Source organism: Streptomyces sp. NPDC002958 (genome assembly GCF_055563255.1).
Genome location: NZ_JBVHDS010000024.1, coordinates 34251 through 58647 on the forward strand (window position 1 = coordinate 34251; position 24397 = coordinate 58647).

22 protein-coding genes and 2 pseudogenes are annotated in these 24397 nt (G+C 67.8%); 10 read left to right on the forward strand and 14 right to left on the reverse strand.

Annotated features, from left to right (window positions below; translation table 11 throughout):
• Positions 1 to 16 precede the first annotated feature (16 nt).
• Complete coding sequence (locus ACZ3IC_RS28225; protein ID WP_467420603.1) at positions 17 to 313, forward strand: sulfurtransferase TusA family protein; 297 nt, start codon at positions 17 to 19, stop codon at positions 311 to 313.
• A gap of 120 nt (positions 314 to 433) precedes the next feature.
• Here the strand turns inward: ACZ3IC_RS28225 and ACZ3IC_RS28230 are convergent, their stop codons facing one another.
• Genes ACZ3IC_RS28230 through ACZ3IC_RS28240 form a run of 3 tightly spaced genes read right to left on the reverse strand, consistent with a single transcriptional unit; the run spans position 434 to position 1914 of the window.
• Positions 434 to 700: a COG4315 family predicted lipoprotein gene (locus ACZ3IC_RS28230; protein ID WP_467420690.1), complete on the reverse strand. Its 267-nt coding sequence runs from the start codon at positions 698 to 700 to the stop codon at positions 434 to 436.
• A 15-nt stretch (positions 701 to 715) separates the two neighbouring features.
• Positions 716 to 1408, reverse strand: a complete 693-nt coding sequence (locus ACZ3IC_RS28235) for an anti-sigma factor (protein WP_467420606.1) — start codon at positions 1406 to 1408, stop codon at positions 716 to 718.
• Positions 1405 to 1914, reverse strand: a complete 510-nt coding sequence (locus ACZ3IC_RS28240) for a sigma-70 family RNA polymerase sigma factor (protein ID WP_467420607.1) — start codon at positions 1912 to 1914, stop codon at positions 1405 to 1407. Before ACZ3IC_RS28240 ends, ACZ3IC_RS28235 begins: the two co-directional genes overlap by 4 nt.
• A gap of 715 nt (positions 1915 to 2629) precedes the next feature.
• Here ACZ3IC_RS28240 and ACZ3IC_RS28245 point away from each other — a divergent pair.
• The 4 genes and pseudogenes from ACZ3IC_RS28245 to ACZ3IC_RS28260 all read left to right on the forward strand — a co-directional run bounded on the left by ACZ3IC_RS28245 (position 2630) and on the right by ACZ3IC_RS28260 (position 6726).
• The gene (locus tag ACZ3IC_RS28245) at positions 2630 to 3325 is read left to right on the forward strand and encodes a hypothetical protein (RefSeq protein WP_467420609.1); all 696 of its coding nucleotides are present in this window, start codon (positions 2630 to 2632) and stop codon (positions 3323 to 3325) included.
• A gap of 458 nt (positions 3326 to 3783) precedes the next feature.
• Positions 3784 to 5046, forward strand: a complete 1263-nt coding sequence (locus ACZ3IC_RS28250; RefSeq protein ID WP_467420612.1) for a vanadium-dependent haloperoxidase — start codon at positions 3784 to 3786, stop codon at positions 5044 to 5046.
• Positions 5047 to 5198: 152 nt separating this feature from the next.
• Positions 5199 to 5445: pseudogene (locus ACZ3IC_RS28255) on the forward strand (SRPBCC family protein); the annotation flags it as partial.
• Between the two features lie 210 nt (positions 5446 to 5655).
• Entirely contained in the window at positions 5656 to 6726 is a 1071-nt protein-coding gene (locus tag ACZ3IC_RS28260; protein WP_467420692.1) for a polyprenyl synthetase family protein, read from the forward strand.
• Positions 6727 to 7056: 330 nt separating this feature from the next.
• Here the strand turns inward: ACZ3IC_RS28260 and ACZ3IC_RS28265 are convergent, their stop codons facing one another.
• The 4 genes and pseudogenes from ACZ3IC_RS28265 to ACZ3IC_RS28280 form a co-directional block, all read right to left on the reverse strand.
• Positions 7057 to 9471 carry an ATP-binding cassette domain-containing protein gene (locus ACZ3IC_RS28265; RefSeq protein WP_467420614.1) on the reverse strand — a complete coding sequence of 805 codons (2415 nt, stop codon included), beginning with the start codon at positions 9469 to 9471 and terminating at the stop codon, positions 7057 to 7059.
• A 295-nt stretch (positions 9472 to 9766) separates the two neighbouring features.
• Entirely contained in the window at positions 9767 to 10081 is a 315-nt protein-coding gene (locus ACZ3IC_RS28270; protein ID WP_467420617.1) for a hypothetical protein, read from the reverse strand.
• 234 nt (positions 10082 to 10315) lie between these two features.
• On the reverse strand, positions 10316 to 10672 hold the full coding sequence (locus ACZ3IC_RS28275) for a VOC family protein (protein WP_467420694.1): 357 nt from the start codon (positions 10670 to 10672) through the stop codon (positions 10316 to 10318).
• A 72-nt stretch (positions 10673 to 10744) separates the two neighbouring features.
• Positions 10745 to 10936, reverse strand: a pseudogene (locus tag ACZ3IC_RS28280) (VOC family protein); the annotation flags it as partial.
• A gap of 98 nt (positions 10937 to 11034) precedes the next feature.
• Between ACZ3IC_RS28280 and ACZ3IC_RS28285 the strand changes: the two are divergent.
• Together ACZ3IC_RS28285 and ACZ3IC_RS28290 are read left to right on the forward strand one after the other, a co-directional pair.
• Complete coding sequence (locus ACZ3IC_RS28285; protein WP_467420618.1) at positions 11035 to 11196, forward strand: cupin domain-containing protein; 162 nt, start codon at positions 11035 to 11037, stop codon at positions 11194 to 11196.
• 21 nt (positions 11197 to 11217) lie between these two features.
• Entirely contained in the window at positions 11218 to 11532 is a 315-nt protein-coding gene (locus ACZ3IC_RS28290) for a helix-turn-helix domain-containing protein (RefSeq protein ID WP_467420696.1), read from the forward strand.
• A 48-nt stretch (positions 11533 to 11580) separates the two neighbouring features.
• Here the strand turns inward: ACZ3IC_RS28290 and ACZ3IC_RS28295 are convergent, their stop codons facing one another.
• On the reverse strand, positions 11581 to 12039 hold the full coding sequence (locus ACZ3IC_RS28295; protein ID WP_467420619.1) for a CBS domain-containing protein: 459 nt from the start codon (positions 12037 to 12039) through the stop codon (positions 11581 to 11583).
• A 214-nt stretch (positions 12040 to 12253) separates the two neighbouring features.
• Positions 12254 to 12631 carry a hypothetical protein gene (locus ACZ3IC_RS28300; protein WP_467420622.1) on the reverse strand — a complete coding sequence of 126 codons (378 nt, stop codon included), beginning with the start codon at positions 12629 to 12631 and terminating at the stop codon, positions 12254 to 12256.
• A gap of 117 nt (positions 12632 to 12748) precedes the next feature.
• Between ACZ3IC_RS28300 and ACZ3IC_RS28305 the strand changes: the two genes are divergently transcribed.
• On the forward strand, positions 12749 to 12973 hold the full coding sequence (locus ACZ3IC_RS28305; protein ID WP_467420624.1) for a DUF6480 family protein: 225 nt from the start codon (positions 12749 to 12751) through the stop codon (positions 12971 to 12973).
• Positions 12974 to 13626: 653 nt separating this feature from the next.
• The gene (locus ACZ3IC_RS28310; protein ID WP_467420626.1) at positions 13627 to 14556 is read left to right on the forward strand and encodes an LLM class F420-dependent oxidoreductase; all 930 of its coding nucleotides are present in this window, start codon (positions 13627 to 13629) and stop codon (positions 14554 to 14556) included.
• A gap of 67 nt (positions 14557 to 14623) precedes the next feature.
• Here the strand turns inward: ACZ3IC_RS28310 and sbnA are convergent, their stop codons facing one another.
• From sbnA to ACZ3IC_RS28335, 5 genes are all read right to left on the reverse strand, one after another.
• Positions 14624 to 15697: a 2,3-diaminopropionate biosynthesis protein SbnA gene (gene sbnA / locus ACZ3IC_RS28315; protein WP_467420628.1), complete on the reverse strand. Its 1074-nt coding sequence runs from the start codon at positions 15695 to 15697 to the stop codon at positions 14624 to 14626.
• A 213-nt stretch (positions 15698 to 15910) separates the two neighbouring features.
• A complete protein-coding gene (gene sbnB, locus ACZ3IC_RS28320) occupies positions 15911 to 16981 on the reverse strand; it encodes a 2,3-diaminopropionate biosynthesis protein SbnB (RefSeq protein WP_467420630.1) in 1071 nt (356 codons plus the stop codon).
• The gene (locus tag ACZ3IC_RS28325; protein ID WP_467420633.1) at positions 16978 to 17982 is read right to left on the reverse strand and encodes a TauD/TfdA family dioxygenase; all 1005 of its coding nucleotides are present in this window, start codon (positions 17980 to 17982) and stop codon (positions 16978 to 16980) included. Before ACZ3IC_RS28325 ends, sbnB begins: the two co-directional genes overlap by 4 nt.
• A 23-nt stretch (positions 17983 to 18005) precedes the next feature.
• Positions 18006 to 21260 carry a non-ribosomal peptide synthetase gene (locus ACZ3IC_RS28330; protein WP_467420635.1) on the reverse strand — a complete coding sequence of 1085 codons (3255 nt, stop codon included), beginning with the start codon at positions 21258 to 21260 and terminating at the stop codon, positions 18006 to 18008.
• Between the two features lie 64 nt (positions 21261 to 21324).
• Complete coding sequence (locus ACZ3IC_RS28335; protein ID WP_467420637.1) at positions 21325 to 23859, reverse strand: Pls/PosA family non-ribosomal peptide synthetase; 2535 nt, start codon at positions 23857 to 23859, stop codon at positions 21325 to 21327.
• 381 nt (positions 23860 to 24240) lie between these two features.
• Here ACZ3IC_RS28335 and ACZ3IC_RS28340 point away from each other — a divergent pair, with 381 nt between their 5' ends.
• Positions 24241 to 24372: a hypothetical protein gene (locus ACZ3IC_RS28340; protein WP_467420698.1), complete on the forward strand. Its 132-nt coding sequence runs from the start codon at positions 24241 to 24243 to the stop codon at positions 24370 to 24372.
• The last annotated feature ends 25 nt before the right edge of the window (positions 24373 to 24397 follow it).

The window sequence follows — 24397 nt, forward strand, 5'->3', positions numbered from 1 at the left end:
CCCAGACCTTGCCCCGATGAGCCACGACCCGATACCCGCAGCCGACCTCACCGTCGACGGCACCGGACTGCTGTGCGTCACGCTCCTGCTGCGTCTTAGCAAGCAGATAGAGGGGGCAGAGCCGGGCACCGTGGTGCACGTGACCGCCACCGATCCGGCCGCCCCGCTCGACCTGCCGGCCTGGTGCCACATGGTCGGCCACGACTACCTCGGCCCAGTGCCGGGAGAACGCCCGGTGTACGCGCTCCGGCTGGCCCCGGATGCGCGCCCCACCCTCCCTGGGGCACCCTGGCACGCCACCCCGACTGCGTGACCACAAGGCCGCCCGCATGCGCCGGGTTCACGCGGCGGCCGGCCTCTCATCAATCGCGCACCAAGACCGACGATCAAGCCTTTGGCGTCTTGATCTCGGCTCCCCGGGGGTGAGGGCGTATCAGACACCCTTCACTCCCTGGCCCTTGGTGTCACCGGCTGCCTGGTCGCCCGCGAAGAGGTAGACCGGGTGATTCTTGATGGTGAGCTGCTTGGTGCCGTCCTGGCGCGTGACCGAGCCGAGCAGGCTGGGGTCGATGCCCTTGACGTCGGTGGTGGCCGGGACCGCCGGCCACTTGGCGGCACAGTCCGCGTAGCAGTTTTGTCGCCCCGCGCCAGGGCAGCAGGGACCATCCCGTGGGCCCGGCAGTGGGGCGGTCCGCGGGATGGTGGTCGAGGCAGTTCAGAGTGGTCGGGTCGTGGCGACCAGGCGTCCCGCATGGTCCATCACGGAGATGGATCGGATGTCGGTAGGCTGCAGGGCACTCGCTCCCGTCACGGTGGCGCTGCCATTGGGAGTGATTGCCCACGTGGCCGCCTGCTCCTTGCGGCCGTCTGCCGAGAAGACCTGGAGGGTGAAGGGTCCTGGTGCTCCTGCGGGCAGGTCGGCCAGGGTGACGCTCACCGCAGTGCCCCAGGGCTTGGCCGTGAGCGTGGCACGGCCGGACACGGAGTACCCGGCGGCCGAGGTGAAGGCCGTGGCCGGGCCGGTCGAGTTCCGGAACGGCAGCATCGACCCCAGCCCGAGCCCGGCAACCACGATCAGAGTCGCAGCCACTGCCAGCCACTGCCGACGAGCCCGACGCCTGCGTGCGACATCGGCGGCGTGGACTTGCTCCAGGAGGCGGTCGAGCCCGGCCGACGAAGCCGGGGGCGCCGCATCGGTGTCGGCCTCGCGCGTGGCCTGGGGGCGGGGCGCGGACATGCCCGGGGTGCGGCGGAGCAGTCCCGCCAGCGGGGCCGAGCGCGCGAGCTCGTCACGGCATTCCTGGCACGTGGGCAGGTGGGACTCCAGGACGCGGCGGTCGGTCTCGCTGAGACCGCCCAGCACATACGCGCCGATCAGCATGCGCACGTCATCGTGGTCGGTGCTCACCGTAGAACTCCCATTTCTTCAAAGGCTGCGCGCAGGTTGCGTACGGCGTAGTAGGCGCGGGACTTGACCGTTCCCTCCGGGATCGTGAGCCGTGACGCGGACTCGGCGACGGTCAGCCCCTCGAAGTACAGCGCCTGGATCACGTCACGATGCTCGCTGGACAAGCGTTCCAACGCTGCGGTGATCACGTGCCCCTCCAGCGCCGCCTCCACATCATCGGCAGAAGGTACAGCCGCGAGTGCCTCGTTGTCGTAGAGCGGTTCCGGACGCCGCTGCTCAGCGCGCCAGCCGTCGGTGAGCACGTTGCGGGCGATCGTGAAGAGAAAGGAGCGGATGGTGCTGTGGCGTGGCTTGATCTTGTCGATGCTGCGCCACGCCCGCAGCAGCGTCTCCTGCACGACGTCCTCCGCCTGCTCAGGACTGCGCACGTACCTGCGCACGAAGGAGAGCAGCACATCGTGGTGCTCGGTGTACAACGCAGTCATCAACTGCTCGTCCGGCGTCACGCTCGATGTCCTCGTCTCGCAGGCTGGGGTCGCTTGGAGCATCGCCGGGCCCGGGCTGCAGGCGGTGGACAGTCCGCGCCCCGGAGAGGCGCGAAACCAGATCCCATCCATCCGACTCACTTCCGTACGTGACCGCACCGGCCGACCGTCTTCGAGGACGGCTGCGACATGCGGTTTCTTATGTCCTGAGGGCACTGATCGTGTGCCCTTGCGGCTACGTATACGACGAGCTGGGGGTTTGAGTTCACCTGCAGGCAGCGACAAACTCAGGTTCTCGCGATCCGTTGGAGCGAAGGTCCGTCGGCGCTCTTTGTAGCAAGGGTGCGTAGGGGAGCGCTGACGCGGGTCCGGCGTCGAGACCATGGGCGCGCTGGACGGCATCCTGCGTGGTCCTGCGTCCCCGCAGCCAACCCTGTGCTGCTGGATCCGGCGATCTGGCAGGTGCAGGGTGAGGGCCCGGGATTCGAACGCGCCCTGCTGCTCCGAGCGCCGCAGGGGAGCGAAAACCTCTGCGGCGAATGCCTCCGGCTCATCGCGTGCACGGCCCAGCTCGTTCGGAGCCGTACGGACAAAGAACCGCCGGAACACGACCGTGACCAGCTCCCCGGCGCGCGCCACCCAACAAAGAATTACTGGTCGACCTGCGGGCTGAACCGGGTGCCGCACGTGGTCGTACACATGACCGCAAGCCTCCCAACACTCAGGAGAACAAGTGATGAGGAAGAAGAAGCTCGGCTGGGCCCTCGGCGCGGGTACGGCCATGGTCCTCGGCCTGGGCACCGCGGCCTCCGGGCTGTCCAGCGCGAGCGCCTCGAGCGTGGACGCGTCCGCCTCCACCGAAAGGCACCCGGTCAAGGTGGAGGTCGTCGCACCCAAGCGCGGGGACCACGCGGGTGTGGAGGGCAAGGGCTGGATCGTGGACCTGAAGCTTTCCTTCCGGGGCAAGACCCTGGCCCAGACCGGCTACAACGGGCTCCAGCTCACCGGCCCGGCCGCGCACAACAACATCGCCCCCTTCCCCGGCACGTTTTCCACCGGCCAGGACGAAAAGATCCCTGGACTGGTCGTGCTGGACTCCACCACCAACAGCACCCTCCCCGGCTTCTCCGGGCCCGGCACCAACCTGGCCAACCTGTTCAACCTCTCCGGCGTCACCAACCGCACCCCGGACAAGACTGAACTGTGGGACACCTGGATCGTCGGCGCCCCCATCGTGGGGCAGAACGTCGACACCTCCCTGACCGTGGCCGTCGTCGACGATCTCAACCACGACGGCATCTACAACGACGCACCCGGTGTCGTGAAGGACCTCGACGGCGATGGGAAGATCGGCGCCAAGGACCTGAAGGTGATGGGCGTCGCCTCCAACATTGTTACCGTCCCCTTCCACATCAACGCCGACCCCGCCTGATCCCCGCCAGGTCAGGAGGGCGCCGCTGCTGGGCCTGTGAACGCCCGCGCGTGTGCCGCAGTGCGCGCTGATGCTGTTGAGACGTCGCGATGACGATGCCGTCTCGCCCGTCTTCGTCTGCTGCCCCGTACGTGGTCCCCTGTGGACACCTGCCACTCGGCTGCAGACATGCCTGGGCATTTCCTGGGTTCGCCAGTTCCCCGGGTACATCATCGCCGGCGCACGCCCGGCCACGCCGAAGACCGCCCCTGCCCGCGGCGGCATCCCCATCCGCGGGCAGGCGTCCGGTCCGACACGCCACCGTGCTCCTCAGGTTCCCGGGCCAAGGCCCCACGGCTTCGTCCGGGAACCTGCTGCGGCCAGTGCAAGGTCCTCAATTCTCTGCGTTCCGTCACACCTGACTGCCAGACGGACGGGCCGACACCCGGCCCCCCACCCCACCATGAGGAGCTACTTCCATGAAGTCCCCGAAGACCTGTGCGGCCCTGGCGGCCTCCACGGCACTGCTGGTCGCCGTCGGCGCAGCGCCGAGCGTCGCCGCCGCCCCTGCGCCTGAGCACGATCGCACCTCTGTGGCGCTCGCCTGGTACGACACCACGGCTGAAACGATCGCGGCAGGCGGCTCGTCACTGCCTCCGGTGACCAACAACCGCACCTGGGCGATCAGTTGGATCGCGGCGGCGCAGGCCTTGCAACACGTGCCGTCCGGGGTCGACCGCAGCGACTACCAGGACGCGGCACTGGCCGCCGCGGTGCACCGCGCCCTGGTCGAGCTGGTGCCCACCCGCGCCCCGGAGCTGGATGCCGCCCTGCAACAGACCCTGGATCAGACCCCCGACGGCCCGGCCGAGACCTTGGGCGCCGCAGCCGGCGAACGCCAGGCGCTGAAGGTCCTGCACGACCGCGAGGGAGACGGCCTCGACGCAGCCTCGGTGAACGCCCCCTTCACCGTGCCGCCGGCCGCGCCAGGCGTCTGGCAACCCACCCCGCCCGCGTTCGCCCCCGCCATCCAGAACGGCACCCGGTTCGCCCAGCCCTTCCTGCTGGAAAGCGCCAGCCAGTTCCGACTGTCCGCGCCTCCCGCTCCGACGTCCAAGCGGTATCAGACCGACCTGAAGGAGGTTCGAGACTTCGGCGAGCTGAACAGCACCGTGCGCACCGAGCAGCAGACCGACACTGCCAACTTCTGGTTCGACTCCTCGCTGGCCCTGTGGACCAAGCCGATTCGCGTCGCGCTCGCCGCCACCTCCCACCAGCCGCTGCGCAAGCAGGCCGAACTCGTCGCCCTGGCCAACGCCACGCTGGTGGACACCCAGATCGCCACCTCCGACAGCAAGTACACCTACCCGCTGTGGCGCCCCGTCACCGCGATCCGAACAGGCGTCGGCGACATCCCTGCCGACCCGTCATGGACCCCACTGCACACCACCCCGGCGCACCCGGACTACCCCAGCGGCCACAACACCTACGCAGGCGCGGCGGAAACCGTTCTCACCGCCCTCGTAGGACCGCGCACGGCCCCGTTCACCCTGACCAGCGGCACCGCACCAGGCGTCGTCCGCACCTACACCGCATGGAACCAGCTCACGCAGGAGAACATGGACGCGCGGGTCTGGCTGGGCATCCACACCCGACTCGCGGACGAGGCCGGGGTCAAACTGGGCACCGATGTCGCCAAGTACGGCCTGAACCACGCACAGGCGCTGTTCCAGCAGCACTGAATCGGCCAGGCGAACACCGCCTCGACTGTGCGCAAGCCCCTGCTCCGCTGCCAGTCGCCCATGGACCCCGCCCGGCCAGACGCTGGGAGGGGTCCATCGTGAACCGCTCCTGACCGGCCGCCCTGGTGCTCCCCCCGCATCAGGGCGGCCACTCGTTCAGGTTCTTCCGGTCTCTGACAGAGTCCCGAGCTGGTCCGGCGCCACCTGACCGAGGCCGCCCTGCTCGCCCGATGGTGGACGCCCGACGACCTCCGCGACTCCGAACTCGTCTTCGAGGCGCGCCCGGGTGGGCGGATCGTCCATGAGCACCGCGATGCCGAGGACGCCGATGGCTCCGACCCGGTGGTCGGGCGCGCGGAGGGAGTCGTCGACGACGTACGCCCCGGTGAGCGCCTCGCCTTGTCGGCGTACAAGTGAACGTACGTGCACCACCGCGTACGGATGCGTGCACCACCGCGTACGGATGAATGTGCACCGTTCTTGATGCCGCGTGGTCATCGGAAGACGTGGTGGCGTGCTGACGTCACGCCGCCGAGCGCTCGTGGCACCATCCATCACTGCCACGCGTCTTCAGCTGTGCCACCTATCCCCGAGCAGGAAGAACTCGTGATGACCGAGCAGGTTCTGGATCGTGTTGCCGGATACGAGCGCCGGTTCAACATGCTCTTCGAGAAGTATTTCGACACGTTGAGCACCAGGCCCGATACGCCGTCGTTCAGCCGTTTCACCCCGGACTGCCTGGAGTTGCTGCGAGATCTGTCCTTGCGGGGCGGCAAGCGGATGCGTGTCGTACTGCTTCATGAGGCGGCTCGTCTGGTGACTGCGGAGCCGGTCGAAGGGTTGGACGCCGCGGCGTTGAGCATCGAGCTGCTGCAGACCCACGGCCTGGTGCACGACGATCTCATCGACGACAGCCCCACCCGCCGGGGCGGCCCTTCCACTTACTACGCTTATCGCGGGCAGTTCCCCCACCACCCGCAGGCGGCCCTCGGTCTCACTGTGCTCGCGGGCGATCTCGCACTCGCCCTGTCCTTGCAGACCCTCCTCGACGCGAAGGTGCCTGTCGCGGTGCGTCAGGCCATGGTCGAGGTGCAGACGCGGGCGGCAGCCGACACATTCGTGGGCCAGATCATCGACGTGGAACGGGACTTCGCCACCGCCCCGGATGAGGACGTCCTGCACTGCGTGGCCGATCACAAGTCCGCCCGCTACTCGATTCTCGCGCCCATGCAGCTCGGGCTGCTGGCCGCAGGTGAGCAGCCGGCGCTCTTCGAGCAGGAACTGCGCCACTATGCGCGGTTGGTCGGCATCAGCGGACAGATGCGCGACGACTACCTGGACTTGTTCGGGGATGCGGCCACAATGGGCAAGCCGACCGGCACAGATATCCGCGACGGGAAGCGCAGTTACACCGTGAGTGCTCTGCTGTCCGCCGTGAGCGGCGCCGAGCGTGCCGTGGTGGAAGCCGCCCTCAGTGACCCGTCCTGCACGCCGGAAACCGTCACTGCCGTCCGGGAGATCGGTGAAAGCCGCGGTGTGACGGTCCGGATGCAGGCGGACATGCGGCGCCACGCTGAGCAGGCTTCCGCGAAGGCCGCCGGCTGGCGGTCACGGTGGCGTGACGAGGCGGTCACCTTCTTCGAGCGCCTGCCGCTGTGGAGCATTGAGCGAGCCATGTGACCAGCACACGCACGAACGCCCTGGGGCGTCCGGTCGCGGCCGGCTGGGGCGTCGTGCGTGCGGCAGCGCCGGACACCGGCTGGGCCCGGCACCGACCAAGCCTGCAACGGCGCTACGTCAGTTCGCGCGATGACTTTCGGCGCGGGGATGACGCTCGGCGCCGGGGAAGGCCTTGTCGATGCGGAAGCACGCGCTGCCTACGCTCCGGTGGCTCAGCACCACTACGGCCATGGGGATGCCAGGCGGGCAACAGATGATGGCATCGATGCGGCCCACCGCCGACTGGACGTGTTGGGCTTGATCGCCGCACCATGCCCGCGAGGGCCTCGGTCAGGTACCGACGTAGGCCGCGAGGTGCTCGCCGGTGAGGGTGGAGCGGTCGGCGACGAGGTCGGCGGGCGTGCCCTCGAAGACGATCCGGCCGCCGTCGTGACCGGCGCCGGGCCCGAGGTCGATGATCCAGTCGGCATGTGCCATGACCGCCTGGTGGTGCTCGATGACGATGACCGACTTGCCCGAGTCGACGAGCCGGTCGAGCAGCCCGAGCAGGTGCTCGACGTCGGCGAGGTGGAGGCCCGTGGTCGGCTCGTCGAGGATGTAGACGCCGCCCTTCTCGGCCATGTGCGTGGCCAGCTTGAGTCGCTGCCGCTCGCCACCGGACAGCGTGGTCAGCGGCTGGCCGAGGGTGAGGTAGCCGAGCCCCACATCCGCGAGCCGTTCGAGGATCCTGTGCGCGGCCGGTGTGTGCGCCTCGCCGGCGCCGAAGAACTCCTCGGCCTCGGTCACCGACATCGCGAGCACCTCGCTGATGTCACGGTCGGCGAGGTGGAATTCGAGCACCGATGCCTGGAACCGCTTCCCCTCGCACTCCTCGCAGGGGCTGGCGACGCCGGCCATCATCGCCAGGTCGGTGTAGATGACGCCGGCGCCGTTGCAGTTGGGACAGGCGCCCTCGGAGTTGGCGCTGAACAGCGCCGGCTTCACGCCGTTGGCCTTCGCGAACGCCTTGCGGATCGGGTCGAGGAGTCCGGTGTACGTCGCCGGGTTGCTCCGTCGCGAGCCGCGGATCGCGCCCTGGTCGATCGAGACCACACCCTCGCCGGCGGGGAGCGACCCGTGCACGAGCGAGCTCTTGCCGGAGCCGGCGACGCCGGTGACGACGACAAGCACCCCGAGCGGGATGTCGACGTCGACGTTCTGCAGGTTGTTCGCTGTCGCGCCGCGGACCGCCAGGGTGCCGGTGGGCTTGCGCACCGTGTCCTTGACAGTGGCCCGGTCGTCGAGATGGCGGCCGGTGACGGTGTCGCTGGCCCGCAGCCCCTCGAGGGTGCCCTCGAAGCAGATGGTGCCGCCCCCCGTGCCGGCGCCGGGGCCGAGGTCGACCACGTGGTCGGCGATCGCGATCGCCTCCGGCTTGTGCTCCACGACGAGCACCGTGTTGCCCTTGTCCCGCAGCCGCAGCAGCAGGTCGTTCATCCGCTGGATGTCATGGGGGTGCAGCCCGATCGTCGGCTCGTCGAAGACGTAGGTGACGTCGGTGAGCGAGGAGCCGAGGTGCCTGATCATCTTGACGCGCTGCGCCTCGCCACCCGACAGCGTGCCCGACGGCCGCTCGAGCGAGAGGTAGCCGAGCCCGATCTCCACGAACGACTCCAGGGTGTGCTGGAGCGCGGCGAGCAGCGGCGCCACCATGGGGTATCCCCTGCTCGAAGAGCTTGGGGAAGGCTCCTTCAGGCCGCGGACCCATTCGGCCAGGTCGCTGATCTGCATCGCGCAGGCGTCGGCGATGCTGATCTGCTTGATCTTCGATGACCGGGCCCCCTCGCTGAGCCGGGTGCCATCGCACTCGGGGCAGGTGGTGAATGTGACCGCCCGCTCCACGAAGGCCCGTATGTGCGGCTGCATCGCCTCCTTGTCCTTGGACAGGAACGACTTCTGGATCTTGGGGATCAGTCCCTCGTAGGTGAGGTTCACGCCCTCGACCTTCACCTTGGTCGGCTCTCGGTAGAGGAAGTCCTGCATCTCCTTCTTGGTGAACTTGCAGATCGGTTTGTCAGGGTCGAGGAGGCCCGACTCGGCGTAGACCCGCACGGTCCAGAAGCTGTCCGACTTCCAGCCGGGGATGGTGAACGCGCCCTCCGCGATCGACTTGGAGTCGTCGTAGAGTTGGGTGAGGTCGATGTCGGAGACCGTGCCCCGGCCTTCGCAGCGCGTACACATGCCGCCGGTGCGGGAGAAGGTCGCCTTTACGGCCTTATTGGCCCCGCGCTCGACGGTGATCGCACCGCTCGCCCGGACCGAGGGGACGTTGAAGGCATACGCGCTGGGCGGGCCGATGTGCGGCTTCCCGAGCCGGCTGAAGAGGATGCGCAGCATCGCGTTGGCGTCGGTGACGGTGCCGACCGTGGAGCGGGGGTCGGCACCCATCCGCTGCTGGTCGACGATGATCGCGGTCGTCAGCCCGTCGAGCACGTCGACCTCGGGCCGCGCCAGCGTCGGCATGAAGCCCTGCACGAAGGCGCTGTAGGTCTCGTTGATCAGCCGCTGTGATTCCGCGGCGATCGTGTCGAACACCAGCGAGCTCTTGCCCGAGCCGGATACTCCGGTGAACACCGTCAGTCGGCGCTTCGGGATCTCGATGCTGACGTCCTTGAGGTTGTTCTCGCGCGCGCCGTGCACGCGGATCAGATCGTGGCTGTCGGCATCGTGCAGGGCAGGCGGCTGCGTGTCCGTCTTCTTGGCCATGCTTTTCGTGTCTCCATCTGTTGGGCGGGGCCGCCTTCGCGGTCTCCGTCAGCGTCGCCTGGCTCGATCTGACCTTAGACCGACCGGCAAATGGGAGGCGGCGTCGCGGTGCTGGGCACGCGCATCTGCGGCGTTGTCGTCAGTCAACAACGCTCCGCGTTGCCTCCCTCCTCCGCCTTGCAGCTGCACGCACCCAGCACCGCTCCTTCTCGCACCCCCCATTTGCCGGTCGGTCTTATTCGAGCAGTATGTCTGGTCATTCTTCGTCGGTGCGGTCGCGGCAACGGTCCGCTGTCTACCGGATCGGCGGTGTCGGCGGCTCGGCGCAAGAACCAAGACATGTACGCTGCTGCGGCCTGTGGAGCCCTGCCCCGGCCGCGCGGGGCGCCCTGCCGAGGTGTCGGACCAGCCAGCGGCCGTCGCGCATCAGCTCGCGGTCGGGCATTTCGTTCACCTCGAGCCCAGCCGGGATGCGGCGTGGGGAGATGCGGAACCAGCGGTACGGCGTGGCCGGCGCACGCGGGTCGAAGCCGCTGTGCGCGACGAACGGGTCACCCCCCTCCTGCGGCAACGCGTTGATTTCGAGCACCTCGACTGCGCCCTCGATCATGGACACATCGTGGGTGCGGCCCAGCCCCAGGTGAACGGGCCGGGGCCGGTTAGGTTCCTGCCGGTCGGGTTGTCCGTCGGCGTGGCCATCAGCAGCGCCTCGCCGTCCCGGTCGAAGGACAGCGGTACCAGCTACGGCGCACCGTCTTCCGAGGCACTGGCCACCCAGACGTCATAGTCGTGCGTGAGCGGATGCTCGGTGTCGCGACGACGCTGAGCGGTGTGGGGTCGGCACTCATCGGTCCTGAAGCAGTCCGAGGACGTTGCCATCGGGGTCGGTGACAGTGGCCACCAGGCGGCCGCCACCGACGTCGTGCGCGGGCTCCTTGACGGTGGCACCCGCGGCGGTCACCTCGGCCAGCTTCGCCTCGATGTCCGGCACGTGCCAGTAGGCCACCGGTGAGGTCATGTCCTGCGGTCCACCGCCCGGCACCAGCCCGATGTGCTGGCCCGCGGCCTCGAAGCCGACGTAGTAGGACTCGTCGGTCTGCGGCGGTACGCCGAGCAGGGCGGCGTACACCGCCTTGGCTGTAGCCAGGTCGGACACGGGATGCAGCACGGTCTTGATTCCTTGAGTGGAAGAGCCGGTCATGGTTTTACTCCTGAAGTCGCGGGTCACATCGCCCGGTGGGATTTTCGGGCTCAAGGGCGAACCGGAAGCTCGGAAATTGCCCCGGGCCATCATCTCGGTGATGGTGAGGCACTCGTTGCGGGTGACGCCGGGGTCTGTGGCCGGCGGCTCCGGGACGATGGACGTGCCGGGCTGGTCGGCGGGGCCGACTGTGATCCAGCGCATCCCGCCGTATCCGACGTCGTTGCGGACCTCGAAGCCGAGGGCGTCGCGACAGAAGGCCAGGGAGGCGTCCGGGTCGTCATGCGGGAGGAAGGTCCCGTGAACGACGGGAGGAAGGTCCCGTGAACGACGGGAGGCAGGTCCCGTGAACGGTGGCGGCGGTGCAGTTGCTCGTCTACGAGACCGCTGCGCCTCGGCCCGGTTCGGCGCTGATGACCGGCCACCTCGCACGGATCGTCTTCGTGCAGGCACTGAGGGCGTACCTCGATTCCCTTGACGCTCCGTCAAACGGCAACTGGTTGAGCGCCCTTGCCGACCCATAGATCGGTGCCGCGCTCATGCTCATGCATGAGGACGTCACGCGGCGATGGACCGTCCGCGAGCTGGCTACCGCTGTCAATATGTCGCGTTCAAGCTTCGCGGAGCGGTTCAAGACCCTGGTCGGGGTCGCACCGGTCGACTACCTGCTCAAGCGGCGTATGCAGACGGCCGGACAGGCACTGCGAGAGGGCGATCGCACGGTGTCGGCGATCGCCGCGGAGTGGGGCTACTGCTCGGAGAGCGCCTTCAGTAACGCTTTCAAGCGCGTCATGGGGCATTCACCCAGTCACTACCGGAAAGCGGCGTGCACTGCGGGCAGCGCTCCGTCTGCGCCATGAGCTGGAGGGTGACGGCGGAGGCTGTCTTCCGGGGTTTGATGAGACGCCTCAGTCTGCGGACTTACCGGCCGTCCCCGCACTCGCGTACACGCGGGTCGCAAACTCGGCGATTTGTTCGTCGCTCAGATTCTTCGCAAGATTGGCCTCTGTGATCATGCCGACCAGACGGTGGCCGCTCTGGACGTCGATCACCGGCAACCGCTTGATCTGGTGTTCCTCCATGGTCGTCAGGACATCGGTGGCGTCCGCTTCGGCATCGATCCAGTGCACCTTGGCATTGAGCGATCCGGCCTGCACGGTTGCCGGGTCGACGCCCTCGGCGCAGCATTTGACTACGATGTCACGGTCGGTGATCAAGCCGGTGAGCTTGTTGTTGTCACCGCAGATGGGCAGGCAACCGACGCCCAGATCGCGCATCATCTTCGCCACGTCGAACAGCGACTGGTGTGCACCGACGCACTGCACGCCGCCGGACATGATGTCTCGCGCTCGCAGCTTCTCAGCCATGATTTCCTCCCGTTCTCGACAGCGTTGTGTCCTTCGCCATCGATCACAACACGAATGGCTCAGCACCGCTCCCCGGAAGCGTCAGCAAGACAGGGAAATCAGGCCGCCCGCGATCGCGCACGGGTCCAGTTGCTCGTACAACCCTTCTGCTGTCATCGGCTGTGACGTCGGCCCGCCGATCCTTCGGCACCGTCAATATGCGGAGCGATGAATGCTATGGCTCCAGGTGACTGAATCCCACCTCGAAGCGCTCGACCGAGACGACCCGTTGGCCTTCCCTGCGCGCGACTTCCTCGCGGAGCCGGTTTGCCCTTTCCTCGCTGGCCTGCATGGTCTGCTCGTCATGCCACAAGGTCAGCGATTTGGCCTTCCCAGAGGCTCGGTCGACGAGGTAATACATGCCCCGGAAACCGGGAACCTGCTGGACCTGCTGGAGAGTCGCTTTCCAGTTCGCGGTCAGGTCGCCCTGCGCAGGAACCGGTGATCCCTCATAGGTACTCAGCCTCGCGAACATTGCTGTCACCCTTTCCTGGCTGGCTGGCTGGCTGCCGGTCGGGGGACAGGCAGCTTCAGGATCAGAGTGCTCCGGCATGTCGCACACCGCATGCCGAAGAGACCGGACCGTCGCCGTTCCGGCCGGATCAAGGCGCTGTCCACGATTGGATGCCCCGGCGCTGCCGACTCGTCCGGTACGAGGCACTCTGAACGAATGAGTGATGCGAATCCTGATCCACACAGAGGCCGCCACGCCCAGCACGAGCGGACGGTGCCCCCAGGGGAAACTCCACCGGCCGAGAGCAGTACGGGGCCGGAAACGGGACCACCTGTCGACCTGACCCGGGGCTGGGCCAAGGGGCCCCTGGTTGCCATCGGGATCGTTGTCGTGTTGTGCGCCGCGTTCTTCTTGGTGTACGCGATCACCGTGGCGCGCTGACCGCACTGCAGCGCAGGGGCGCGGACCTGGCGGGTCGGAAGATCCTCCGGACGATTCTTGTCCTGCGCCGGGGTGGCAACGCAGGGCGTCGCGGGCCGGCAGGACGCTACGGGCGCCGCGTGTGACATCCGGGCAGGTGCGTGCCCAAGGCTTCGCGGACATGGCCGGGAGTTCATTCACGGCGCGTTCGACGCGGAGAGACGGGCCTCGTCGGGACACGCGCCCAGACCGGTTCGCGGCGCCGGTGGTTCCGGGACGTGTGAGCACGTCCGCACCGGGGCGTTGAGCCGGGCGCACTCCTCGGCGGGGCCGGGCCGGCACAGTCACCCGACAGGCTCTGAGCCGTGACCACGTCGCACAGGCGGTATGTGTCCACGAGCAGCCGGTCGAGCCTGTCCAGTGCCAGCTGGTCGGCGGGGCGGCATCGCGGATCGCCTGGACGGAGTGGCCGACAGCCAGGACGGCGCGGATGCGCACGGCGTCGCACGCGGTCATCACGCGCCGGTTCGCGAGCCCGTCCGCGCGATGAAGCGCGGCCATCCCCACCGTGGCGCGGCAGCCGGAAGCCATCGACGCAGGGTAAGGACACCGGGTACGGAACCAGTGGGTGTTCTAAGGTGGTTGCTCCACAGCCGTCATCCAGGAGCGCATACATGACTATCGCACTCGGTCTCGGTCTCCCGCAGATGAAGCAGTACGACATCGGCCGCGATGTGGCCGCCGTGGCGCGCGCGGCGGAGGAGACCGGATACACGAGCCTGTGGGTTTTCGAGCGTATCCTGTTTCCCGAGCCCGCCACCCAGGGGCTGTACGGCGTGCCGGGGCTGCCGTGGCCCGACCAGTACCGCAGCGTCGCCGACCCACTGGTCACGCTCACGCTGGCCGCAGCGGCCACCGGCCGGGCACGGCTCGGGACCAGCGTCCTGGTCGCACCGTTGCACGTGCCGTTCCAGCTGGCCCGTTCGCTCGCCTCGCTGGATGTCGCGAGCGGTGGGCGAGTGATCGCCGGCCTCGGCACAGGATGGTCTCTGGACGAGTACGCAGCCGCTTCCGTCGCACCCTTCGAGAGGCGTGGCGCGGTCCTGGACGAGTTGCTGGACGTGTGCGCGGCCGTCTGGGGTCCGGACCCAGTCTCGTACGAGGGCGAGCTGACCACCATCGCCCCGTCCGAAGTCGGCCCCAAGCCGGTGCGCCCCATTCCGGTCTACCTGGCCGCGAACAGTCCGCGCGCCACCCGTCGGCTGGTGGAACGGGCGGACGGCTGGATGCCGGTGGCGATGGGTGCCGCTCGGCTGACCGCGCAGTGGCAGCGGGTTCAGGACGCGGCTGCCGAACGGGGTCGGGAACGTCCGATCGATGTCTGCGCCCGTGCCAACGCGCGGTACAGCGCCAAGCCGTTCGAGGGCGCGGGTCGACAGCCCTTCCACGGGAGCGTGGCGCAAATCGTCGAGGACCTGGTGGCACACGCCGAAACGGGAGTAGCGGAGTTCGTGCTGGATCTCCAGGGCACGACGCGCGACGCCGCGGAGCTGACCGACGTGGCGGCCGAGGTGTACGAGGCGGCGCGAGCCGCGGGAGTCTGACGACCCGGCCGTCGTGACGGACGCCCGCCGGGCTGCCGCCCGGCTGCATGGACAGAACATCTAGCTCCTACGATCCTGGAGCTGATGGTGTTGGCTGCGGTCGCCGGTCTGCAGGTCCAGCCGTCGGCCCCACCGTGTCGGTGGGGCGGGAGAGGGAAGGTGCCCAGGAACCGGCTGCCACCTCGCCGGAATTGAGCACGTCCTCGCCGTAGAGATCCTGCAGCCAGTTGGTGTGATAAACGGTGTCCAGGTAGCGCTCGCCGAGGTCCGGGCCGATGGCCACCGCGGTGAGTTCGCGTGCGTCATGCCGGGCCAACCAGTCCGTCGCGCCGCTGACCACCGTGCCGGTGGAGCCGCCGAACAGGAATCCGCGCCTGGCCAGACGATGGCAGGTACGGATGGTGTCCGCCTCCTCGACATGTATCACCTCATCCACATACGACTCGTCGAGCAGCGGCGGGCGCATGCTCATCCCCAGGCCGGGAATCATCCGGCGGCCCGGCGCACCGCCGAAGGACACCGATCCGACGCAGTCCACCGCGATGACCTGTACCGGCCGGTGCCACTCCCGGAAGTAGCGCGCGCAGCCCATCAGGGTTCCGGTGGTGCCGGCCCCGACGAACAGCACGTCCAGCCGCGGGAACTGGCGGGCGATCTCCGGCGCTGTCTTGCGGTAGTGAGCCTTCCAGTTGCTCGGATTGGTGTACTGGCTGAGCCACACGTACCGGTCATCGGAGGCGCACAGCGCACGGATGTACTCGATCCGCGCGCCGAGGAAGCCGCCGTTGGCTTCCCGCCCGGCGATCACATGCACCTGGCTGCCCAACGCCTCCATTATCATTCTGGTCGACAGGTTGCCGCGGGAGTCCGTCACGCACAGGAACCGGTAGCCCTTGCTCGCCGCGACCATGCTCAGCGCCACGCCGAGGTTTCCGGACGAGGACTCGACCAGGATCGATTCCGGCGTCAGGATTCCATCCCGCTCGGCGGCCTCCACCATCTCGGTGGCGGCCTTCAACTTGATCGAGCCGGCGAAGTTGAAGCCCTCACACTTCAGGAAGAGCGAGTGCCCGCAGATCGACCGTAGGTCGACATAGAGATCCTCTTCGTTGAAGGCGTAGGGAACGGAAATGACGGGCACGATGGTCTCCTCTATCTGGAGCAGGGCACTATCGGAACGTCCGTCCGACCGTGGGCGGGCTGCTCGCTTGTGCGGGCGGGATCCTGTGGCCAACCGGGCCGGACGGGGGCCCTGCGTCAAGGGCCGCTGTCTCGTACGTCCTGCATGCTGCGACATGACCGCTGATCTCTCCTGGGATCAGCCCTGGACAAGCCTCCTGAGCTCTTGGGCGGCTCATCCGTACCGGCTCAGTTCGTGGAAGAAGTCGTCGACGACGTGCAACTCTCCGCTGCGGACCACTTCGTCGTAGACGTACTTGCCCACCGCGAGGTCGAGCACCCCGAGGCCGAAGGGCGAAAACACCACCGGCCGGTCCGCCGGTACCGCCACCCGCCCGGCCATCACGTCGTCCAACGTGCCGTGCAGGAAGTCCCGGTTGCCCGTGAGCTGCTCGGCCAGGTGCGGCGAGGTGTTGGCCTTCAGGCAGTGCTCGACGTCATCGACGATGTTGGTCGAGGCGAGCAGGATCTCCGGCGCGAGGTCGCGCAGCGACACGTGCAGCACCAGCGGATTGTGTGCGAACCATGACAGGTCGCTGACATGTGGCTGACCGGCGACGGTGGCGAAGACCACCAGGTCGCTGACTCGGATCAACTGCTCGGCGCTGTCGTGCACGGTGATCCGGCCGGTGGTGCCCGACTGCTCCAGGTAGCACCGGAAGCCTGCTGCGCTGTCGGCGGACAGGTCGTGCACGCCGATCTCTTCGAACGACCAGCCGGTGCCGGCCAGGAAGGAGTGGATGTAGCGGGCGATCAAACCTGTCCCGAAGAACCCGATGCGCGTCGGTCGCGGCCGGTCGCGGCTGAGCCGGTCGGCCGCCGACGCCGCCGACGCGGCTGTCCTGGTGGCGCTGATGATCGAGCTTTCCAGACAGGCGAACGGGTAGCCGGTGTCGTGGTCGTTGAGGATCAGCACGGCCGAGGCCCTGGGAATGCCGGCCTTCACGTTCTCCGGGAAGCTGGAGATCCACTTGAGGCCGTCCACCCGCACCTCCCCGCCGATCGAGGCGGGTAGCGCGATGATCCGGGAGGACGGGCGGTCGGGGAAACGCAGGAAGTACGAGGGCGGGTTCACCGAATCACCGCCGCCGTGCACCCGGTAGGTGGCCTCGATCAACTCCACGATCCGTTTCTCGCGTCCGTCCAGAGCGCGCTGGACCTGGGCACCGGAGATCACCGCGAACGGTGGCACGGTGATCGGCGCGGCCATCGCGGGCCTTGTTGCGGTGGAAGCGATGGTGATCATTTTGCGGTCACCTCGACGGTCGGTGAACAGTCGGCCAGGCGCACCGGGTCGGCCATGGCGACGAGCACTTCGCGGGGTCCTTCGAAGGGCTCCCTGCTGTGCGCGGTGCGGATGTTGTCGACAAGCATCAGGTCGCCGGCCTGCCACGGCTCGCGTGCGGTGTTGGCCTCGTAGACGCCGTTGAGCAGCTCCACGACGTCCCCGCCGATCGGGTCGCCGTTGCCGAAACGGGTATTGAACGGCAGCCCGTCGGCGCCGTAGATCTCCACCAGGTACTCACGCACCTCGGGGGCCATCGTCCACTCGTTGAGGAAAGCGATCTGGTTGAACCAGCAGCGCCGGCCGGTGACCGGGTGACGCACCACGGCGCTGCGGCGCTGTCTGGTGCGCAGTCCACCGTCGGGCTGCCACTCGAACGTGATCGCGTTGGCGCGGCAGTAGCTCTCGACGGCGCCACGGTCCTCGGTGCCGAACGCCTCGGCGACGGACGCCCCGATCTCGTCGTTGTAGCTGCGGGTGAGCAGCCAGCCCTCCCGCTCGAACCGCTCGGTCAACTCGGCGGGCAGCGCGTCGAGCACGGTCGGTGAGTCGGCCACCGCGGTCGCCCCGCCGTCGGTGGGCGCGCTGAGACACGCGAACATCATCAGGCCGGGGAACTCAAGCGTGTAGCTCAGTTCGTGGTGCATGCACATCGGCTGGTTCGGCGGCCACTTCGAAGAGGAGTACACGCCGTCGGAATAGGTCTGTCGGGGCGCGAAGACCTCCTTCTCGGTCATCAGACCGGTGGCCAGCCCTGAGAAGACGGCGCCGGTCTCGGCCGCGTCGCGCAGCCCGAGGCCGCGGACCAGGACCGAACCGTGCTCGGCGACTACAGCGCGCAGCGCGTCCCGGTGCTCGGCCGCCCAGCTCGGCGCGTCGCCGATGGCCTCGACCCGCAGCAGCGGAGGTCTGCCGGGTTTCCGTTCCACGTCGGCCAGCGACGCCGTGGAAATGAACGACATCTCGATTTCCTTTCAGTTGCCACTCAGGAAGAAGCGAACAGTTCGGCGGCGCACAGCACGGCATGTGCCGCTTCGGTCGGACGGGTGCGCAGGAAGTAGTGGCCGCCGTCGGTGAGTTCGTGCAGGTCGACATGCTCGGCCAGGAGTTCCCAGTCGCGGTAGCGGCGCCGGTACTCCGCTGTGCTCGGATCGTCGGCGGCGACGACCACGGTGACCGGCGCGGACAGCTTCAGCATCGGCGGGCTGTCCAGGGCGTCGGCGAAATAGCGGTGTGCCGATACACAGTCGTGCCGGTAGGCGGCACCGACGTGTTCGGCGTGCCGCGCATCCAGCTCGCCGAGCTCGGTGTACCCGCCGTCTGCGCTCAGCTCCGCGGCGATCTCGGCGTCGCTTCGCCCGGTGAGCTCGGCGATGGTGGCGCGCCGGTCTGCGGCGTCGCCGAGCAGTTGCGCGCCAAGGAACACCCGTTGGACGTCCACCCCGCGCTCCTGCAGCCTTCTTGCCGTCTCCACGGCCAACACGGTGCCCGAGGAGTGGCCCCACAGCAGGACCCTGGTCAGGCCACGCCGGATGATCTCGACGACGACCTGCTCGACCACCTGTGCCATGGGCGCGAGCGGCTCGCTCTCGGCGGCCACGTCGTGACCGGGCAGCTCGACGGCGTAGACCGCCAACCCACCGTCCGTCAGCGCCCTGGCCAGCGGCTGGAAGTTCACCGCGTTGCCGCCGGCGTAGGGGAAGCACACCAGGGCAGTCGCCGGTGCGCCGTCCGATTCCGACAGAGGCTGAAGCAGCCCGGAGCGCCGTTCGGACCTGCCGTCGACCAGCCCGGCCAGATCGGCAAGGATCGGGTGACGGGTGACGTCCTTGAGGGACACCGCACGGTCCAGGGTGATCGCCAGTTTCACCGCCGACAGCGACGTGCCGCCCCGGTCGAAGAAGTGGTCCCGCCGTCCGATCTGGTTCTGCGGGATGCCGAGCACCTTCGCCCATGCGGCCGCCAGTTGCTGTTCGGTCGGCGTATTCGGCGCGCGGTAGTCGTCCTGGACGGCGCCGAGTTCTCCGGCGAGCGCCCGCAACGTCTTCCTGTCGATCTTGCTGTTGGCCGTCAGCGGCAGACTTTCCCGCCAGTGGAAGGCCGACGGGAGCATGTACTCGGGCAGCGACTCACCGAGCCGCTCCAGCAGGAAGTCGACCTCGAGTGGCCGCCGACCGGAGTAGAACGCCACCAGGTGCTTGCTCTGGTCGGCCCGCTCGGCGACCACCACAGCACCGTCGCGAACACCGGGCACCCGCAAAAGGGTGTTCTCGATCTCGCCGATCTCGATTCGGAAGCCGCGAATCTTTACCTGGGTGTCCCGGCGCCCGAGGAACTCCAGCTTGCCCCCGGGCTGCCAGCGGCCGTAGTCGCCGCCCCGGTAGAGCCGGGCGCCCGCACGGTGCGGATCGGCCAGGTAGGTCTCCCGGGTGCGCTCGGGGTCGTTGACGTATCCGCGTCCGACGCAGACGCCGGAGAAGACGATCAGACCGGGGGCGCCGAGCGGCACCGGGGTCAGGTGCTCGTCGACGACGTAGACGTGCACGTTGTTGACCGCGGGACCCAGCAGGACCCGGTCTCCGTCGGGCACGCGGTCCATGACCTCGTGGTTGGTGTCGTCCGAGGTCTCGGTCAGCCCGTAGGCGTTGACCAGCTTGATCCCGGGCTGGGCGGCGAACCAGCGCTGCGTGAGCTCCTTCTTGAGCGCCTCGCCGGTGACCGATACGCACCGCAGGTCCGGCAGTTCGCGGGGGTGCTGGTTCAAACAGGACACGACGACGTCCAGGTAGGAGGGTACGACCTGGAGGACGGCGACCCGGCCGTCAATGATCTTGTCGACGAACCGCTGGACGTCCAGGATCACCTCCTGCTCCACCAGCAGGGTCCGCCCCCCGACCAGGAGCCCGGACACCAGTTGCCACAGCGAGATGTCGAAGCACTGGGGCGCGGTCTGGGCGACCACCTGTCCCTCGCCGATCCCCAGGTCGTCGATCTTGGCGTAGAGGTGGTTGAGCATGCCCGCGTGCTCGCACATCGCGCCCTTGGGCTCACCTGTGGAGCCGGAGGTGAAAAAGATGTAGGCGAGCTGATCCGGTGCGACGCGGAGGCCCAGGTCGTCGTCGGCATGGTCCTCTGCATAGGCTGCGCCGACGTAGAGCTTCTGGACCCCGGACAGCGAGTCGAGGGCCTGGTCGAGCGTGGAGGTGCTGCCGGGTTCGGTCAGCACGAACCCGCATGCGGCACGGGAGAGCATGGCGGTGAGGCGATCGGCCGGGAAATGCGGCTCGATGGGCAAATACACGCCGCCGGCCTTGAATACCGCGAGGACGGCGGCCATCCAGTCCAGATTGCGCTCGGTCACCACCGCGACGACGCCCTCGGGGCGCAGCCCCCGCGCCAGCAGGGCTCGTCCCACCCGGTTGGCACGCGCGTTGAGTTCCCGATAGGTCAGCTGCCGCTCCCCGTGCACCGCCGCGACGGCGTCCGGGTGCGCCGCCACCCGCTGCTCGAACAGCTCGTGGAACCGGCGGTCCGGCAGCTCTCGGCGCGGACCGGCGAGCCCCTCGAGCTGGAAGCGGAGTTCCTCGGCGGAGAGCAGGCTCTGCCGTCCGTGCTCGGCGTCCGGATCGGCGGCGATCAGCGCGAGCGCGGTGAGGTGGTATCCGGCGATCCTGACGGCGCAGTCCGCGTCGAGCGCGTCGGTCCGGTATCGCAGCCGAAGCACGAGGTGGCCGCCGCGTTGTGAGAATCCCACCCACAGCAGGGTGCTACCGGCTGGTTCGCCGCTCAAGCCGTGAGAATCGAACACGGTCTCGATCGACGGTTCGGCCAGGCCCAGCTCGCGCCTGAGCTCATCGACCGGAAAGTCCTTGTGCACCAGCAGCTCTGACGCGACTCGATGGGTGTCCAGCAGCAACGTTCGCCACGAGTCGGGTTCGGTCGTCAGCCGACAGGGCAGCGGTCGGCCGCCGTCCACAGTGACGTAGCCGGTCGCGACCTCGTGCTCGCCGGACAGCGCGGCGAGCACTTTGGCGTGCGCGGCCAGCAGTACCGAGTCGAGCGGCACCGCCAGGTCCTTGGCCAACCGGCCCAGCGCTGTCACGACGTCGTCCGGGATGGTCGCCTCGTGTTCGCCGACGCCCGTCACCGGATTGGGCGTCCACCGCGGGATTGCGGTGAATCCACCGGCGACGAGCACAGCGCGCCAGAACTCCCGGTCGGCCTGTACGTGCTTTTTCATCTGGTCGCTACTCTCCAATTCACCTTCGCTACCGAGCTGTTCAGCGCCGACAAGGTCGGCACCGCTACCGCTTCCGCGTCAGTGCCTCGGGCTGATAGGGGGCATCTCTCATTTCCGTGGCGGGGTTTCCTCCCCAGCGTGCGTGCTGTGGGACTTCCTCGCCTTTCATGAGAAAGGAGTCGGGGGCGAGCACCGCGCCGTCGCCCATCGTCACGCCGTAGTGGACGTGGGCTCCCACACCGAGGGTGCAGCCGGCATCGATGGTGCTGTGATCGGACTTGAAGGTGCCGTCCTCCTGCGAATGACACTGGATCTTGCTACCCGCATTGAGCGTGCAGTCGTTCCCGATGGTGGTCAAGGTCCGCTCCGTCAGATAGCAGCCGTCATCGAAGACCCTGCTGCCGAGCCGAACCCCCAGCATCCGCCAGATCACGTTCTTGAACGGGGTGCCGTTGAAGACTTCGAGGTACGTGTCAGGCACCTTCCAGAGGCGCTCGTGCCACCAGAAATACGGGTCGTAGATGGAACACAACCGCGGTCGCAGCGCGCGGAATGCCGCGATGCCGCGCTCCACGAGGACGAAGTAGACAGCGGTGAACCCAAGGCTGAACACCAGGAACACGGCGATCAGCACCTGCCCGTAGGAGTCGTACAGTTCGGCGTTCGCCAGGCCGACCAGGGTGAGCACAAAGAAGTGCAGCCACCGCACGAGCAGGAAGAAGATCATCGAGCGGATGTTGTAGCGGTTCTTCGCGGCGAGGTTGCGACGCAGCGCGTCGCCGTTCCGGAGATGGTCGAACCGGGAGTCGCGCTCAACCGACCGGGGAATCTCGAAGCACGGCGAGCCGAGCAGGCCCACCCCCTCGCGTACCTTGCCGTCGAGCGGAATCATCACCTTCGTCGCGAGGAGGCAGTTCTCGCCTGTCCTGGCCCCGGAGGGAAAGGCGATGTTGTTCCCGAGGAAGTTGTGCGGCCCGATCGAGGCCCGGGACACCCGGAAGGACGTGCTCGAGAAGTCGGCGTTGACGATGGAGAGCCCGTCAGCGACCATCGTTCCGCTGCCGACAGAGCACAGATACGGGGTCTCGTGCTGCACTTCCGTGCCGAAGTTCGACCCGGTCTGCTCGACCCGGGACAAGTCGTATCCGAGGCCGCGCAAAAAGTGGACGATGTAGGAGCTGTCGCCGAACAGCCATTTGAAGAACTTTACGTTGGTCATGCGCCCGATCGCCCGGTGTATCGAGTAATGAAACCCGTACAGCGGATAGACCTTGTCCGGCTCGATGACCAGGTTCAGCAGGCGCGGAACGGTGAACAATACGGCCAGGCCCACGACGACGAATCCGAAGAACAGCACGGACGAAAGGATCAGCGCGTCGATGTAGAGATCCGGCGATGTGAACCCTGCCGCGCCCGGGCCCAGCCGGTCGTGGACCGCCGGAACCAGGGTCACCAGCATGTACGCGCCCCCGACAGTCAGCGGCACGTAGAGGAAGAACAGCTGAAGCACGGTGATGAGGCCGAAGCCGGCCCGGCGCAGAGTGCCGCACTTGGCCGGTGCGACCCTCAGGTAGTCATGCTCCGTGAGCTGTGCCGGGGATCCGTGCCAGCGCTGGCCGTCCGGGACTACCTGGCCGCTGTACAGCGTGGACGTATGGCCGAGTTGCGCCCCGTCGCCCATCGACGTGTCGATGTCGAGCACGGTCTTCTCGCCGATGAACACGTCCCGGCCAAGGGTGACCCGGCCGGTCTGGATACGCCCGGCGTGCGCCCGGTAGCAGAGGAAGAACGAGTCTTTGCGGATCACCGTGTCGGCGCCGATCGTGAGCAGGTCGGGGCAGGCCGGAACACTGCGGGAGAGGATGGTGACCCCCTTGCCGATCCGTGCGCCCAGGGCTCGCAGGTACAGCACGTACAGGGGATTTCCGACGAAGAAAATCATCGGGTTCGCGTGGATCAGCACCTTGACGGTCCAGAAGCGCAGATACGTCAGACCCCAGACCGGGAACTCGCGCGATTTCCACCGGCCGACGAGGAGCCATTTGGCCACGATCGGGAAGGTGCACAGAACGACGAAGCCGACGCCGCCGAAGACGAATGATCGCAGGTAGATGCCGATCGCATCCGAGCCGGCGGAGACCCATTCATAGCCTCGGTCGGCAACGATTCCGACGAGGAAGGAATATCCCAGGAAAAGCAGGAACTGCAGCGTTCCGCAGAGGGCGTACTGCACCGTGCCGGCTGGGGTCACCACTTCGGTCGGTGCCGGAACCGACGACTCGGCAGGGGCGGGCGCGGCGTCCGCGAGCCCCGTCGCCAGGCTTCGAATCGTCGGGTACCGGTAGATGTCCTTCATCGATGCTGATGGGATTTCTGTCCGCTTCCTGACTCGTGCGCAGAATTGGGCCATCACCAACGAGTTGGCGCCGAGGTCATCGAAGAAGTGGCTGTCGACCGACACCCGTTCGACGCACATGACGTCAGCCAGCACCTCGGCGAGGTCCTTCTCGATGCCGTTCTTCGGGCCGGTGTACCCGCGCTCGTCGATCGCGGATTCATCCGGCCCGGGCGTCAGGACTTCGACGGAATTCTCCTCCATGTGCGCTCCTTGAGAAACTTTCGAGCGCTGTTGGCCGTTACGGTCGGCGCCCTGTACTCGCGTCTTTCGATGGCCGGAGCGAGTAGTCCGGAAGTCATGAGGTCGGAACGTTTTGTCCGGTTCATGAACCGTCGCCTCAGTCTCAGCTGTCCACCGTCGGGCTGCCACTCGAAATAGACCCTTTGGTGCGGCAGTGGCGCCCGACGGCGCCGGTGGGTCCTCTCTGCCGCACGCCTGGCGCCCGGAGTGCGGAGCGCTCGCCGCCCGATTCCTTCCTCGTCTCCGATCCTGCCGGACGGGACGGCGATGAGCTGCGAACGGGTAACGCCTTACTGCACGCGAGTGGCGTCTGCCTGATCCGGCGGGAAGCTGCGCGGGGGTATGCAAGCGCGCGCCGACATGATGGTGCCGGGGGACGATCCGCGGCGCGTCAGTACGTTGCGCATCGGTGACATCGAGGGCGTGGCCACGTTCGTGGACGGCCGCGGGACGGAGGAGCCGAAGCCGCTGTGAACACGCGGACGGACCTGTGGCAGGA